At 57.5% G+C, this 16,178-nt stretch carries 11 protein-coding genes; 7 read left to right on the top strand and 4 right to left on the bottom strand.

Features of this window, described 5'->3' with window-relative positions:
* Nucleotides 1–6 precede the first annotated feature (6 nt).
* From BN1189_RS15325 to BN1189_RS15315, 3 genes are all read right to left on the bottom strand, one after another.
* Nucleotides 7–1,200, bottom strand: coding sequence for an acetoin utilization protein AcuC (locus BN1189_RS15325; protein ID WP_179860970.1), 1,194 nt, complete (start codon nucleotides 1,198–1,200; stop codon nucleotides 7–9).
* Complete coding sequence (locus BN1189_RS15320; RefSeq protein ID WP_040229215.1) at nucleotides 1,170–1,817, bottom strand: acetoin utilization AcuB family protein; 648 nt, start codon at nucleotides 1,815–1,817, stop codon at nucleotides 1,170–1,172. The genes BN1189_RS15325 and BN1189_RS15320 overlap by 31 nt, the downstream gene beginning before the upstream one ends.
* Before the next feature lie 1,918 nt (nucleotides 1,818–3,735).
* The gene (locus tag BN1189_RS15315; protein WP_040229214.1) at nucleotides 3,736–4,368 is read right to left on the bottom strand and encodes a GNAT family N-acetyltransferase; all 633 of its coding nucleotides are present in this window, start codon (nucleotides 4,366–4,368) and stop codon (nucleotides 3,736–3,738) included.
* Nucleotides 4,369–4,595: 227 nt separating this feature from the next.
* Between BN1189_RS15315 and BN1189_RS15310 the strand changes: the two genes are divergently transcribed.
* From BN1189_RS15310 to acsA, 7 genes are all read left to right on the top strand, one after another.
* On the top strand, nucleotides 4,596–5,825 hold the full coding sequence (locus BN1189_RS15310) for an acyl-CoA dehydrogenase (protein WP_040229213.1): 1,230 nt from the start codon (nucleotides 4,596–4,598) through the stop codon (nucleotides 5,823–5,825).
* Nucleotides 5,822–6,592 carry an SDR family oxidoreductase gene (locus BN1189_RS15305; RefSeq protein WP_040229212.1) on the top strand — a complete coding sequence of 257 codons (771 nt, stop codon included), beginning with the start codon at nucleotides 5,822–5,824 and terminating at the stop codon, nucleotides 6,590–6,592. Before BN1189_RS15310 ends, BN1189_RS15305 begins: the two co-directional genes overlap by 4 nt.
* 106 nt (nucleotides 6,593–6,698) lie before the next feature.
* Nucleotides 6,699–7,268 carry a TetR/AcrR family transcriptional regulator gene (locus tag BN1189_RS15300; RefSeq protein WP_040229210.1) on the top strand — a complete coding sequence of 190 codons (570 nt, stop codon included), beginning with the start codon at nucleotides 6,699–6,701 and terminating at the stop codon, nucleotides 7,266–7,268.
* Nucleotides 7,269–7,355: 87 nt separating this feature from the next.
* Nucleotides 7,356–8,408: a phosphotransferase family protein gene (locus BN1189_RS15295; protein WP_040229209.1), complete on the top strand. Its 1,053-nt coding sequence runs from the start codon at nucleotides 7,356–7,358 to the stop codon at nucleotides 8,406–8,408.
* Complete coding sequence (locus BN1189_RS15290) at nucleotides 8,408–9,139, top strand: 2-phosphosulfolactate phosphatase (RefSeq protein WP_040229208.1); 732 nt, start codon at nucleotides 8,408–8,410, stop codon at nucleotides 9,137–9,139. Before BN1189_RS15295 ends, BN1189_RS15290 begins: the two co-directional genes overlap by 1 nt.
* Before the next feature lie 25 nt (nucleotides 9,140–9,164).
* Nucleotides 9,165–10,814, top strand: a complete 1,650-nt coding sequence (locus tag BN1189_RS15285; RefSeq protein ID WP_040229207.1) for a long-chain-fatty-acid--CoA ligase — start codon at nucleotides 9,165–9,167, stop codon at nucleotides 10,812–10,814.
* A 220-nt stretch (nucleotides 10,815–11,034) separates the two neighbouring features.
* The gene (gene acsA, locus BN1189_RS15280) at nucleotides 11,035–12,753 is read left to right on the top strand and encodes an acetate--CoA ligase (RefSeq protein WP_040229240.1); all 1,719 of its coding nucleotides are present in this window, start codon (nucleotides 11,035–11,037) and stop codon (nucleotides 12,751–12,753) included.
* Between the two features lie 265 nt (nucleotides 12,754–13,018).
* Here acsA and BN1189_RS15275 read toward each other — a convergent pair whose 3' ends face one another.
* Complete coding sequence (locus BN1189_RS15275) at nucleotides 13,019–16,021, bottom strand: transglycosylase domain-containing protein (protein WP_040229206.1); 3,003 nt, start codon at nucleotides 16,019–16,021, stop codon at nucleotides 13,019–13,021.
* Nucleotides 16,022–16,178 lie beyond the last annotated feature (157 nt).

Below are 16,178 nucleotides of genomic sequence, written 5' to 3'. Positions count from 1 at the left end.
CGTTTTTCATCCTCTGTTTTCCTGTTCGCTGCGGATCAGATGGAGTGCCTTGTCCAGCATGTGCCGGTTCTTCTCCGTGATCTCCGCCTTCCTGGGGATCGGCTCATAAAGCGGATCCGGATCATCCCAGTCAGGCATGAGCGGGACAGGCGACTGCGGCCCGTACAGGTCGAGCCAGTCCTGCGGCAGCGGCCCGGCCGGCTGCTCGATTCCACTCATCGTCAGCCAGATGAGCGACCAGGCACGCGGAACGACCCGCCAGATGTCATAGCCGCCTCCGCCGACGGCGATCCAGCGGCCGTCGCAGTATTTCTCTGCCAGCTCCTGTGCCAGCTTCGGGATTTCGCGGTACGTCTTCATCGTGCTGTACAGGTGGGTGAGGGGATCGAAGTAATGGGCATCCGCCCCGTTCTGGGTGAGAATGACATCCGGCTTGAAAAACTCCGCGATCTCCGTCACGCCCGTTCTGTAAATATCCAGGAACGACTCATCCTCTGTGAATGCGTCAATCGGAAAATTGAACGAGAACCCGTATCCTTTCCCGCTGCCCCTCTCCGTAATTGCACCGGTCCCCGGGAACAGGTAGCGGCCCGTCTCATGGATGGAAACCGTGCAGACGTCCGGATCGTCATAAAAGCTCCATTGCACTCCGTCGCCGTGATGGGCGTCGGTGTCGATATAAAGCACACGGGCCCCGTATTTTTGCTGCATATACCGGATGGCGACTGAGCTGTCGTTATAAACGCAAAAGCCGGAAGCCTTTCCGCGGAACCCGTGATGAAGCCCCCCGCCGAGATTCAGCGCATGCCTCGCACGGCCCTCCATCACTTCATCGACAGCGGTCAGCGTCCCCCCGACGAGCATGGCGCTCGCTTCGTGCATGTCGGGGAAAATCGGGGTGTCTTCCGTGCCGATTCCGTAGTTTTCGGCAACGTCCTGGGGGATCTCCCCGCGTCCCGCTTTCTTGACGACTTCGATGTACCGCTCGTCGTGAATGAGGGCGAGTTCTTCATCGGAGGCCATCCGGGGGCGGACCAATGCGGAATCGGGGAGGGCCCCGATGCTCTTTAGAAGATCCGCAGTCAGGACAAGCCGCTTTTGATTGAAGGGATGGGTATCGGAGAACTTATAGTCGAGCTGGCCGTCCGAATAGACGAATGCGGCTCTCTTTATCGGTCGATCCCAGGTACGTTCGGCCATAGCACTTCATATCCTTCCTTGCGCAGATCTTCGATGATCGGGAGCGGGTTCATCGTCTTGACCCGGATGACGAGAATCTTATGGGTGGAACTGTCTTTGTCGGGATAGACGAGCACGCTCAGGACGTTCGAGTTATGCCGGTAGAACACTTTCGATACGCCGAACAGCACTCCTGCCACGTCCGGCACCCGGACCTCCATCTGCGAACCGGGCTGGCTCGCCCCGGTCAGCTCGATGTATGTATAAAGCAGGTCCGTCTCCGTGATGATCCCGACGAGCCGCCCGCCTGATACGACGGGGAGGCAGCCGAACTCATTCTCATAAAACAGCACCGCCGCATCTTCGACAAAGTCAAGCGGATGCCCGACCATCGGGTCCCTTGTCATGATTTCTGAAAGGGGAGTGTCATATAGACCGGAATCCTGCTTGCCGATCAGGGTGGACGGGACCGCCTGCTTGATATCCCGGTCCGTCACCAGCCCCGACACCGCTCCGTCGTCTGTCACGATCGGCAGATGGCGGATCTTTTTGTCCTCCATGAGCCGGAGCGCATCCTTGATGGAGTTTTCCTGTTTCAGGGTGTAGACCTCTTTTGACATGATCTCTTCCAGGATCAATGCACTCACTCCCTTTTTCGGATTCGATTTCTGATGTCCTGCCGTCTTACGCCTGTCGCCCCTGACCCGCCGCCCTCCGCTTTAGGGTCATCCAGCTGCGCGGGCCAGACCCTCGGGGTCATAAGTCATCCGGCTCTGCGAAGCAGGCTTCGCGACGCCGGCTGTCTTATGCCTGTCGGAGGCCCGCTAAAAGCGGGTCAGCCAGCCATTGCCGCCTAAGCGGCGCTCTTAGGCTGGCTTCCCTTATTACGGCCCGCTCCGCTTTTGCAACATCCAGCTGCGGGCGGCAATGTTTTTTGTGCCCAAAAGCAAAGCGTTGGGCAACAGGGGCTCGGGGTCGTAAGCCGTTCTGCTCCGCGAGGCAGGCCTCGCTTTGCAGACCGTCTTACGCCTGTCGCCCCTGACCCGCCGCCCTCCGCTTTTGGGTCCATCCAGCTGCGCGGGCCAGACCCTCGGGGTCATAAGTCATCCGGCTCTGCGAAGCAGGCTTCGCTCCGCCGGCTGTCTTATGCCTGTCGGAGGCCCGCTAAAAGCGGGTCAGCCAGCCATTGCCGCCTAAGCGGCGCTCTTAGGCTGGCTTCCCTTATTACGGCCCGCTCCGCTTTAGGGTCATCCAGCTGCGCGGGCCAGACCCTCGGGGTCATAAGTCACGTTGCGCCGCGAAGCAGGCTTCACTCTGCAACGCGCCTTATGCCTGTCGGGTCTAGGCGGCCCGCTCCGCTTTAGGGTCATCCAGCTGCGCGGGCCAGACCCTCGGGGTCATAAGTCACGTTGCGCCGCGAAGCAGGCTTCACTCTGCAACGCGCCTTATGCCTGTCGGGTCTAGGCGGCCCGCTCCGCTTTAGGGTCATCCAGCTGCGCGGGCCAGACCCTCGGGGTCATAAGTCACGTTGCGCCGCGAAGCAGGCTTCACTCTGCAACGCGCCTTATGCCTGTCGGGTCTAGGCGGCCCGCTCCGCTTTAGGGTCATCCAGCTGCGCGGGCCAGACCCTCGGGGTCATAAGTCACGTTGCGCCGCGAAGCAGGCTTCACTCTGCAACGCGCCTTATGCCTGTCGGGTCTAGGCGGCCCGCTCCGCTTTAGGGTCATCCAGCTGCGCGGGCCAGACCCTCGGGGTCATAAGTCACGTTGCGCCGCGAAGCAGGCTTCACTCTGCAACGCGCCTTATGCCTGTCGGGTCTAGGCGGCCCGCTCCGCTTTAGGGTCATCCAGCTGCGCGGGCCAGACCCTCGGGGTCATAAGTCACGTTGCGCCGCGAAGCAGGCTTCACTCTGCAACGCGCCTTATGCCTGTCGGGTCTAGGCGGCCCGCTCCGCTTTAGGGTCATCCAGCTGCGCGGGCCAGACCCTCGGGGTCATAAGTCACGTTGCGCCGCGAAGCAGGCTTCACTCTGCAACGCGCCTTATGCCTGTCGGGTCTAGGCGGCCCGCTCCGCTTTAGGGTCATCCAGCTGCGCGGGCCAGACCCTCGGGGTCATAAGTCACGTTGCGCCGCGAAGCAGGCTTCACTCTGCAACGCGCCTTATGCCTGTCGGGTCTAGGCGGCCCGCTCCGCTTTAGGGTCATCCAGCTGCGCGGGCCAGACCCTCGGGGTCATAAGTCACGTTGCGCCGCGAAGCAGGCTTCACTCTGCAACGCGCCTTATGCCTGTCGGGTCTAGGCGGCCCGCTCCGCTTTAGGGTCATCCAGCTGCGCGGGCCAGACCCTCGGGGTCATAAGTCACGTTGCGCCGCGAAGCAGGCTTCACTCTGCAACGCGCCTTATGCCTGTCGGGTCTAGGCGGCCCGCTCCGCTTTAGGGTCATCCAGCTGCGCGGGCCAGACCCTCGGGGTCATAAGTCACGTTGCGCCGCGAAGCAGGCTTCACTCTGCAACGCGCCTTATGCCTGTCGGGTCTAGGCGGCCCGCTCCGCTTTAGAGTTAATACATAAATCTGTTCATGAAGCGGAGTTGGTCGAATTGTTGGATGGATTCTTGGTCGACGCGGCTGCCGATTCTGGCCATGAGGCAGTTGGCGGGGTGGGAGCTGATCTCAGGATCGTCCGTTGCGTAGTATTCAAGACCGCCGGCATTCATCATCTTCTCCATCACTTTCCGGTATTCCCAGACGTTCAGTTTGGTGCCTTTCAAGTCCCAATGCCAGTAATATTCGGTCGTGATGATGATGTAGTCTTCCATTTGGTCGTCCATCATGGACACTTCCAAAAGTTTTTTGCCGACGCCGCCTCCGCGGAAAGCGGGGATGACTTCAATGGCGCCGAGTTCGATCAGGTTGTCCATCTTGCCTTCCGACCATCGTTCCAGAGGATCGGGATAAAGGAAAGTCACATAACCGGCAATCGTATCTTCGTGCCGGGCGATCAGAATCCGGCCTTCCGGAAGCTTGGCAATCCCGACAATCGCCTTGTGCTGCTGTTCGGGCTGCCTGAAAGCAATCAGGTCCTCGTGGAAATGAAGGGACTCCAGCTTTTCGGGAGTCACCGGTCCTTCGATGACCAGGTCGCCCGAGGGGTGTGCCAGTTCCATCGAATAGTACGTTTTTACATGTTCCAAATTGTCACCGCCTCATTGTAGTGGCTATCTCAGATTATACATGAAAGCGTTCTTACCCGGGGAGCGAATATTCCTATTTTTGTGACCGGATCGTGATCCGGCATGCATCAATTTGGGTCAATCCTTGTTTTCCCGTTCGCCGTGACGGGCAATCTTCCGGTTGACGGGCAATAGGAGATGTAATATTCTAAACATACCAACCGGTTAGTATGAAAGGGCGTAGAGAAATGGAATTCATATTTTCGGAAAAAGTGAAAGAGATGCAAGAACGCCTGACCCGTTTCATGGACGAGCGGATTTATCCGAACGAAGAAGTATACCGTCAACAGCTGGCCGCACAGCCGGACAGATGGTCGTCAGTCCCTCCGATCATCGAAGAGCTCAAGAAAGAAGCAAAAGCGCAGGGACTCTGGAATCTGTTTCTGCCGGATGAGCGATACGGGGCGGGGCTGACCAACTTTGAATACGCGCCTCTCTGCGAAATCATGGGAAGATCCCCCATCGCGCCGGAGGTATTCAACTGTAATGCACCGGACACCGGCAACATGGAAGTGCTGGCGAAGTATGGTTCGGAGGAACAGAAGAAGAAATGGCTCATCCCGCTTTTGGAAGGGGAGATCCGCTCCGCATTCGCGATGACGGAGCCCGATGTGGCTTCAAGCGATGCAACGAACATCCGGTCGAGCATCCGTCGTGAAGGGGACGAGTATAGGTTGAACGGACGGAAATGGTGGACTTCGGGTGCCGGGGATCCCCGTTGTGGGGTGTTCATTTTCATGGGGAAGAGCGATCCGGACGGCCCCCGCCATGAACAGCAGTCGATGATCCTCGTTCCTGCCGATGCAGAGGGCGTGACGGTCGAGCGGATGCTGCCGGTGTTCGGCTATGATGATGCACCGCACGGACATGCGGAAATCAGTTTCAACGATGTCAGGGTTCCTGCGGAAAACATGATTTGGGGCGAAGGCAAAGGATTTGCCATCGCACAGGGAAGGCTGGGCCCCGGCAGGATTCATCATTGCATGCGCCTGATCGGCGCGGCGGAACGTGCGCTTGAACTGATGTGCCGGAGGGCCGGGGAGCGCGAGACGTTCGGGCGGAAGTTGGCCGATCACGGAATCATTCTGCAATGGATTGCCGAATCGCGCATGGAGATCGAACAGGCGAGGCTTTTGACGCTGAAGGCGGCCCATATGATGGACACGGTCGGCAACAAGGAGGCGAAGGCTGAAATCGCCATGATCAAAGTCGTGGCACCGAATATGGCGGCCAAAGTGATTGACCGCGCCATCCAGACGTTCGGCGGTGCAGGTGTCAGTGAAGACTTCCCGCTGGCTTCAATGTATGCGGGCGCGAGAAGCCTGCGGATCGCCGACGGGCCGGATGAAGTTCATTCACAGCAGGTCGGCAGACTGGAAATGAAAAAATACCGGGAGAAAGAAGGTTCGGCAAAATGAGTGTACTCGATCTGTTTAAACTGGACGGGAAAACAGCCATCGTAACCGGAGGGGGGCGGGGGCTCGGTGCCCAGATTGCCGAGGCGTATGCGGAAGCGGGCGCCAACGTTGTCGTGTGCTCCCGGGACTTGGAGTCTTGCGAAAGCATGAGTGCAAAACTGAAGGGAATGGGGGTTGACTCTCTCGCCTTCCAGTGCGATGTGACCGATCCGGAACAAATCAAGAGGGTCGTGGACGGAACAAAGCAGCACTTCGGCCGCATCGATATTCTCGTCAACAACAGCGGGGCCAGCTGGGGGGCGCCGGTTGAGGAAATGCCGGTCGAAGCCTGGGAAAAAGTGATCAACGTCAACGTGACCGGCACTTTCCTGATGAGCCAAGAAGCGGGCAAGGTCATGATTGCGCAAAAAGGCGGAAAGATCATCAACATCTCCTCGATCGCGGGGTTCGGCGGGACCCATCCGTTTATGCAGACGATCGGCTACAACACGAGCAAAGGGGCGGTCATGACTTTTACAAAGGACCTGGCCGTCAAATGGGGCCGTCACCAGATCAACGTCAATGCAATTGCGCCGGGGTTCTTCCCGACGAAGATGTCCAAGGTCCTGATTGAGCACGGGAAGGACTACATCATGGACAGCACGCCTCTCGGAAGGCTGGGGAACGATTCGGACCTGAAAGGGGCGGCCCTGTTTCTCGCCTCCCCTGCTTCGGACTACATCACGGGCGATATCCTGACCGTCGACGGCGGGGCGCATGCCTTCTGATACGCAGACCGTATTCATCTGTCCGCCTCAGGCGCCGGATGCCTGGATTCCGTCTTGTGATAATATAAATTCAGTCAAATAATCAGAGACGGACGGAGAATGTGAAATGAAAGAGAGAATTACGGAAGCGAGCATCGCCCTTTTCGAGCAGAAAGGATTCAGCGCCACTTCGATCCAGGATATCGCCGATGCGGTCGGCGCCACGAAAGGAACGTTCTATTACTATTTCAAGAGCAAGGAACAGCTTCTCATGGATATACACCTGGAGTATATTTCTGAACTTTTGAGGCGGCAGGAGGCAATCTTAGGCGACGATCGCCTCTCAAACAGGGGGAAACTGCATGCAGTGATTGAACTGCTGATTCTGGATATCGGGAAGAACGGGCCGAGCGGCCGTGTCTTCTTCCGGGAGATCCGCCATCTTGCCAAGGAGAATGTCCGGATGATCACAGAGGAGCGGGACCGTTTCCGGCTCAACATCGAAGGGATTATCCGGAATGGGATGGAGAGCGGGGAGTTCAAGGACGGCCTGCGCGCCGACATGGTCGCATTCGCCGTGCTTGGAATATCGAATTACAGCTATAACTGGTTTCACCCGGAAGGTGAGGTAAAGCCGGCCGAACTGGCGGCGCTGTATTCGGATCTCGTTCTGGACGGCATCCGAACCCGGAACTGACAGACGGGTAAGAGGCGGACAGCGCTGCGGAACAGCGCTTTGAGTTCAACATACCAACCGGACAGTATTTTAAGGAGGAACAATCATATGAGCGAGACGATTCTTGTCAGGCAGGGGGAAGAACTCGATGTCGGCAGGCTGACATCGTTTATCCGGGACAGGCTGCCCGAAGCGCCGGAAGGAGAGCTGGAGATCCGGCAGTTCAGTGCAGGGCATTCCAATTTGACTTACTTGCTGCGAATCGGGGAATGGGAAGCGGTGCTCAGGCGTCCGCCGCTCGGACCGGTGGCACCGAAAGCTCATGATATGGGGAGGGAATATGCCGTCCTCAACGCACTGAACCCCGTGTTTGAGCCCGCTCCGAAACCGTATGTCTTTTCGGATGATGAAACGATTATCGGAAGCCCGTTTTTTATCATGGAGCGCAGAACCGGCATCGTGCTGGACACGGATTTTCCTGAAAACATCCCATACACACCTGATCTGGGAAAGAAAATCTCACGGCTGATGGTCGACAAGCTTGCGGAGCTGCACGGGATCGATTACCGGAAGACCGCACTCGCGGAGATGGCACGGCCGGAAGGCTTCATGAAGCGCCAGGTGGACGGATGGATCGGCCGTTACGAACGGGCCAAGACGGATGAAGTGCCGGGAATCGTTGAACTGATGGACTATTTGGCCGCAAACGTGCCAACGTCCGGTGCGCCCGCCGTCATCCATTACGATTACAAATTGAATAATGCGATGTTCTCCCCGGACTTCGGGGAAATGACCGGATTGTTCGACTGGGAGATGACGACGGTCGGAGACCCGCTCGCGGACGTGGCGGCTGCCATGAGCTATTGGATTCAGGCGGATGATCCCGAGTTGCTGAAAAAGGGGCTCGGAAAGCCGCCGGTCACCGTTCTGGACGGCTTTTACACGAGGAAGGAGTTCATCAGTGCCTACGCCGAGAAGAGCGGACGTGACGTCAGCAACATCGATTATTATTTGACGTTCGCTTATTTCAAGCTCGCCGTGATCTGCCAGCAGATCTACTTCCGCTTTAAAAACGGACAGACCGATGATCCCCGCTTCGCCCATTTCGGAAAGTTCGTGGAAAACTTGATCAGCCATGCATCAAAGGGGATTAAGTCTTGATGGAAAGGGAGTTGGACGTCCGGCTCATCCTGAAAAAAGAGGAACTGGATGAGGGGCGGGTGGATGAGACGAATGTGGCCGTCGTGCTTGATGTCCTGCTCGCCACGACGACAATCGCCGCCTGTCTGGAAGCCGGCGCGGCGGAAGTCATCCCGTGCATGGACGGAGAAGATGCGAGGGGGCGTTCGGCCGGGACCGAGAACGGTTGCCTGGCGGGCGAGTATATGGGGAAGACGATTGACGGTTTTCTCGATCCATTGCCCGGACAGTTGTCCGAGCAGGTGGAAGGAAGGCCGGTTTTCCTGGCGACGACGAACGGGACGGTCGCGATCAAAAAGGCATCGGATGCAAAGAAAGTCTGGATGGCTTCGCTCCTGAACGGGAGAGCCGTCGCAGAAAAGGTTTTCGCAGAATATGAAGGCGAAACCATCCTCGTGATCTGTTCAGGGTCAGGGGGCGGCTTCAGCCTGGAAGATTTCTTCGGCGCCGGCTTGTTTATTTCGGAACTGCTTCGGCTGGCCGGGAATGGCGGACAGAATCTGCCGGACAGTGCGGCCGGGGCTGTTCTTTTCTATGAAGCATACCGGGGGAATGCGGAGAAGGTGTTCAGCCGGTCTGCCGTCGGCAAGGGAATGGCCGGCATCGGGCTGCAGGACGAGCTGCGCTTCGCGGCGCGGGAGGGCGTCCTGGCGGCGGCCCCCTATCTCTCAGACGGAAAGGTCATTATTTAATCAAACACGATGGGGAGTGCGAACAATGAAAAACCAGGCACATTTCAGTTTCTGGCCGCCGCGGATGGCGAAGGAACTGACGATCCCGGAAACGACGATCTTTGATAATCTTGCGAATGCAGCCAGAAAGTATCCGGAAAAGCCGGCCATCAAGTTTTACGGGGGAACAGTCACGTATAAGCAACTGTTTGAGGAATCAGAACGTGTTGCCGGTTTCATCGAGCAGAACTTCGGCGTCCGGCGAGGGGACCGCGTGCTGATCTTCATGCAGAATTCGCCTCAGTTCCTGATTTCTCTTTTTGCCATTCTCCGGCTCCGGGCGGTTGCGGTCCCGATCAATCCGATGAGCACGACGGAAGACCTCCGGTTTTATATCGGTGACGGGGAGATCCGGCTTGGTTTTGTCGGACAGGAGCTGTTTGGAAAAGTTGCACCGCTGATCGGCGAAACTTCTCTCGAGCAGGCGGTCAGCGCTGCCTATGGAAGCTATGCATCCCCGGACAACTCCCCGGGCACGATACCGGCGGAAGTCCTCGCCGCACCCGAACAGTTCGCCGGTATGGTCGGCTGGGATAAGCTGACCGCGGCCGGACTGGAGCCGTCCGATTACAAAGGCGAAAGCGGAGACCTGGCGATGATTCCCTATACGTCCGGGACGACCGGTCTGCCGAAAGGCTGCATGCATACGAACAGAACGATCCAGGCCAACGCCACCGGTTCCTACCACTGGATGTCCATGACTTCAGGCGCTGTCATCCTCACTTCATTGCCGCTGTTCCATGTGACCGGCCTCCTCCACAGTGCGCTGGCTCCGATCATCGCCGGGAGCATGATGGTCATGATGACCCGCTGGGACAGGGACTATGCACTCCGGGCAATTGAGCAATACGGCGTTACCCATTGGATCAACATCAGCACGATGCTGATTGACTTCCTGGCAAATCCCAAGCTTACCGGCCGCGACCTGTCCTCGCTTCAAGTGGTCGGAGGGGGAGGGGCGACCTTGCCCGAAGCCGTCGGAAAGAAACTCGAAGAACTGACCGGCCTTCAATATGTGGAGGGATACGGACTGTCGGAGACAATGTCCCACACCCATTTCAACCCGCCCCATCGTCCGAAGCTGCAATGCCTCGGAATCCCTGCCTTCGGGGTGGACGCCCGCATAATCGATCCGGCGACAGGGACGGAGCTCGGTGCCGGGGAGGAAGGCGAGCTCATCGTGTGCGCCCCCCAGCAGTTCACAGGTTACTACCGGAATGAAGAAGAAACGGAGTCGAGCCATATCACGCTGGACGGAAAGCGGTTTTTCAGGACCGGCGACATTGTCAGGATGGACGAAGAGGGGTACTTTTTCATGGTGGACCGGGTCAAGCGGATGATCAACGCCGCGGGCTACAAAGTATGGCCGACGGAAGTGGAATCCATTCTTTACCGGCATCCTGCGATCCAGCAGGCATGCGTGGTCCGTGCCCCGGATGAAATCCGGGGGGAGACGGTGAAGGCCCTGGTCATATTGAGACCCGAGTACGTCGGACAGGTATCGGAAAAGGAACTGATCGAATGGGCGAAAGGACAAATGGCTAGCTATAAATATCCGCGGATCATCGAGTTCCGGACCGAATTCCCGACAACGACGAGCGGGAAAATCCTATGGAGGGAACTGCAAGACGCTTGAATTCATGCGATAAAAGGTGGTTCCTGGGATAAGCGGGCGGAGTATTTTAGTTAGCTGACTATTGCAAAGTGCGAATGATCATAGGAAGAAAAATGGGCTTTTTTATGCAGAAGCTTTAGACCCATTCTAAATTTAAAAGTTAAAATATTGCCACATATGATTCCATTTCGTGTAGAATAATAGAGTAAACGTATTGCGAAAGGGTGATCATATGGCAACGATGGAGAAAAACATCATTCCGGTCAGAGAAGGGGACTTCAACCTGGCGGACTATGAAAAGACCGTCGCAGATTTCAAATGGGAAGACGCAGAGAGGGAATTCAGCTGGTACCGCACCGGCAAAGTGAACATTGCCCATGAGGCCGTGGATCGCCATGCCGATTCGTTCCGCAAGAACAAAGTCGCTCTCTATTACCGCGATGCCAATCGCAATGAATCCTATACGTACGATCAGATGAAGCGGATGTCCAACAATGCCGCCAATGTTTTGAAAGCGAATTCAACACTTGAAAAAGGGGACCGGCTGTTCATCTTCATGCCGCGCTCTCCAGAACTTTACTTTGCCCTGCTCGGCGGGCTGAAGCTCGGCACGATCGTCGGCCCTCTCTTTGAGGCATTCATGGAAGGGGCTGTCTACGACCGGCTGGATGATTCCGAAGCGAAGGCAATCGTCACGACTCCGGAACTTCTGGACCGGATCCCCGCAGACCGTCTGCCGAAGCTCGAGAAGATCTTCGTCGTCGGGGAAAACGTCGAGGAAACGGATCAGATCGTCGACTTCAACAAGCATATGAAGGAAGCATCGCACGACTTCGATGTGGTCTGGCTCGATAAGGAAGACGGCACCGTCCTCCACTATACGTCGGGTTCGACCGGCCGTCCAAAGGGCGTCATGCACGTCCAGTATGCGATGATCCAGCAATACCAGACAGCGAAATGGGTGCTCGACCTGAAAGAAGAGGACATCTTCTGGTGCACCGCCGATCCTGGCTGGGTGACGGGCACCGCGTACGGGATCTTCGGACCCCTGCTCACGGGTTCGACAAACCTTGTTCTCGGAGGACGCTTCAGGACCGAGGACTGGTATCAGGCGATCGAGGACTACGGAGTCACCGTCTGGTACAGTGCGCCGACCGCCTTCCGGATGCTCATGGGAGCCGGAGACGCGCTCGTGAAAGAGTACGATCTGTCTTCCCTCCGTCACGTCCTTTCCGTTGGTGAGCCGCTGAACCCAGAGGTCGTGAAGTGGGGCCTTGAAGTGTTCGACAAGCGGATCCACGATACTTGGTGGATGACCGAGACAGGCGCGCAGATGATCTGCAACTTCGGCTGCCTGCCGATCAAGCCGGGCTCGATGGGCAAGCCGGTGCCGGGCATCGAAGCCGCAATCGTGGACGACCGGGGCAATGTGCTGCCTCCGAACTCGATGGGCAACCTGGCGCTCCGCAAGGGCTGGCCGGCCATGATGCGCAAAATCTGGAACAACCCGGAGAAGTACGATTCGTATTTCCTGGACGGCGAGTGGTACGTTTCCGGCGATTCGGCCTATATGGACGAAGACGGATATTTCTGGTTCCAGGGCCGTGTCGACGATGTCATCATGACTTCCGGAGAGCGGGTCGGCCCGTTCGAAGTCGAAAGCAAGCTGCTTGAGCACCCGGCGATCGTCGAGGCCGGCGTTATCGGAAAGCCGGACCCGGTCCGCGGCGAAATCATCAAGGCATTCGTCGCCCTCCACGAAGGCTATGAGCCGTCGGATGAACTGAAGGAAGACATCCGACAGTTCGTCAAGAAAGGGCTTGCGGCACACGCGGCGCCGAGGGAGATTGAGTTCAAAGACAAGCTGCCGAAGACCCGGAGCGGGAAGATTATGCGCCGTGTCCTCAAGGCATGGGAGCTTGACCTGCCGACAGGCGACCTGTCCACCATGGAAGACTAATAAAGAGAACGGCCGAGCGGGGGATGTCCCGTTCGGCCGTTTTGATCGTTGTTTAGGGAATTACAGGATTGCGCGGAAACTGAAGAGGCGCGGGGATTTTCACGGATGGAAATGAGGTTTTCGCGGAAGCAAACAAGGTTTTCACGGAAGCAAAAGCGCCGCCTGTAATTTTCACGGATGCAAATGAGGATTTCGCGGATGCAAACGGAACAAAAAAAACGATGGGACGGCAATTTGCTGTCCCATCGTTCTCTGGTCCGGGCGGTCAGTCTCCGTCTTCGGGAGGGGCGTCTTCGCCGCCGTTGCCGCCGTTGTTATTCCCATTTCCGTTTCCGTTGTTGTTCCCGTTGCCGGCCGGTGGTTTGGAGTCTTCGTTGCCGTCCGGTTTTTTGTCCGGTTTCTTGTCGGGATTATCCTGAGGTTTTTCTTCAGGTTTTTTATCGGGTTTCTTGTCTGTGTCCTTGTCGCTTCCTGCATCCGGAGCCGGGGTGTTGTCATTTGGCGCCGGATCCGGCGGAGCGGCGGCCTGGACGCTGACGACGTTGGAGCGGCCGGATTGCTGGCCGGTGATGTCGACGGCGGTCACGTAGTATTCGCCCGGCGAGGAGGCATTGGCGCTGTAGGAGCCGCCGTCCGCCACGGAAGCGATCCGCGCACCGTTCCGGTACACGTAGTAGCCGACGACGTCAGGGGATGCGGAGCGGCTCCATGTGAGCGTCGAGCCGCTGAGGGCGGCACCCGGTGCGATCGGCGCACCCGCAACGCCTCCGTACTGCTTGGCGGAAACGATGTTCCGGCCGAGAGAGGAGTTTTGCGGGAACAGTCCGGCGGGATCGCCGCCGAACGGTGCCAGCATCCGGTCTGCGAAATCTTTGCTGATGCCGGCCGCACCCGATCTGACGAACTCTTTCGGTGTGGAGGAGAGTGCCTGGTACCGGACGCCCTGGGCAGTTACATACAGGCCGCCGGAACCGCCGAAGCTGTCATCCGGCTTATTCGGCACGAATGTATTCGCATTGAACAGGTCGGACCTGACGAGCCCTGCAGCCGAACAGGCGGCGGACGGGGCAAGTCCCGAGATGCCGCAGAACGACCGGTGGACGACGCCCTCAGGCTGCTGGAATCTCTCGCCCGCACCGACAATTTCGGGATCGGCCCGGTTCATGCCGTTCATGAGGCGGGCGAACAGCTTGTTCACCCGGGCACTCGGCTGTCCATATGTGTTGGACATCGTATCCAGCTGATATTTCTTTTCGTTATCGTAGCCGAGCCAGACCCCGAGCGTGACGTTCGGGTTATATCCGACAAGCCAGACATCTTTGTAGCCTGTCGTCGTCCCGGTCTTGGCGGCGATGTCCAGGTTGAAGTTCAGGTCGCCGCGCATGATGCGGGCGGTCCCCATCGTGGTCGTGTCGCGAAGCATGTCGGTGATCATGTAGGCGGTCTGCGGACTGTATACGTCCACGGGTTCCGTCTCATGCTGATAAACGACATTCCCTTCGCTGTCCTCGATTTTCTCGATCATGTAAGGCTCCACATATTTCCCGCCGTTCGCCATCGTGGAAAACCCGGCGGTGTTCTGTTCGACGGAAGCCGTATAGGAGCCGAGCGGGGCAGACACGACATTCCGTTCGTCGTCCCGGATCTTGTCGAAGTGCATCTTGTCCAGAAACTGCGTCGGATCCTGGTCCCGGATTTTTCCGAACAGCCGGACCGCGGCCAGGTTATAGGAATTGGCCAGCGCTTCCCGGGCAGGCACGAGACCGTATTGACGGGTGGCCTGGAAGTTCTTCGGCGACCAGCCCTTGTACGTGAGCCAGACGTCCGGCACCGGGCTGCCCGCACCAATTTTCCCGAGTTCAATGGCCGGCCCGTAGACGAGGAGCGGCTTCACCGAAGATCCGACCTGGCGGTATGCCTGTGTCGCGTGGTTCATCGCTTCGATCTGATGGTCGCGTCCGCCGATGAAGGCTAGGATGCGTCCCGAGCCGTTTTCGATCGCCATGCTGCCGACCTGGACCGGCTTCAGTTCCTCTTTTGTTTCTTCCGTATCCGGATCGGTCGTCTTTTCGACGAATGTGTGGCCGTAGTATTCATAAGAGTCTTTGATGTTCTGGAATTCGTCGTACAGTTCTTTCTTCACCGTCGTATGGATCCGGTAGCCGCCGTTCCGCATTTCCCGGTCGGCGATGATCTCGTACTTCTCCCGGAGTTCTTTCTCCTTGTCGAGACGCGCGGGATCAATGCCGTCCTTCTCCGCGAGGATGCCGGAGAGGGTTTCGACGGTCCTCCGCTGAATCTCGTGCGTCAAGAACGGATAACGTTCGGTCGCCCGCTGTTCGGGCTGCTTGAAGTCTTTGGCGATGTCATAGACGATCGCTTCGTTGTACTGTTCTTCCGTAATATAATCAGTTTCCTTCATCCGGAAGAGAACCGTCTTCATCCGCTCGATGCCGGGCTTCAGGTGCTCCGGTTCCTTCATGCCTTTGCCGCCCGCGTAAAATGGCGTGTAGAGGAACGGGGCCTGGGGAAGGCCGGCAATGTAGGCGGCCTGCGAAAGGTTCAGGTCTTTGGCTTTGACCCCGAAGATCCCTTCCGCCGCCGTCTCGACTCCTGCGATGTTCTGCCCCATGGCATTCCGCCCGTACGGGATGATATTCAGATAGGCTTCCAGGATCTCATTCTTGTCCATGAACTTTTCCAGGCGCATCGCGAGGAGAATTTCCTTCGCTTTCCGTTCGTAGGAGACTTCATTCGTCAAGATCTGGTTTTTGATGAGCTGCTGGGTGAGCGTCGATCCGCCCGTCTGGGACGCGGAGTTCGTGACATCCTGGAAGATTCCCCGGAAGATCGCCTTTGGCACGATGCCTTCATGCTCGCCGAAGTACTCATCTTCTGTGGCGAACACTGCATCGATGAGGAAAGGCGAGACTTCCGTCAGCTTCGTCTCCCGCCGCTCGATGTCCGAGTTCACTTTACCGAGGTAGACACCATCCGCAAAATATAGTTCGGAAGTTTCTTCATAGGTGAAGATCGCCTGCCGCATGTCATCCTTCGTGCGGAGCGGCTCTTTTTCGACAAGAGAGGCAAAGTAGCCCGCACCGACCGAGCCGGCGAACACGCCGAGCACGAGGAAAGTGACCAGGAAGAGAAGGAACAGGTTCCAGGCGACGCCCGAACTGATCCGGAGCCGCTTGCCCCACCGGGATGACTGGAACTTGTCGACTTGTTCTTCGATATATTTAAATGGATTTTTCTTTGATTCCACAGGATCCCCCCTTAAAATCTTGTTTATTATACCACATTGCGGTAGCCCGACAATCCGCTATTGACAATGATGTCGAAACGGTTAGAATGTTGGATAACGATACGTACCGAGCGTGGATGGGGTCGAAGTAGGGCAGGCATCACCGAGAGATCAGAGA

The sequence above is a fragment of the Bhargavaea cecembensis genome (assembly GCF_000826125.2).
Taxonomy (GTDB): Bacteria; Bacillota; Bacilli; order Bacillales_A; family Planococcaceae; genus Bhargavaea; species Bhargavaea cecembensis_B.
Note: the sequence above shows the minus strand (reverse complement) of the source record. Positions and strands in the feature narration are given on the sequence as shown.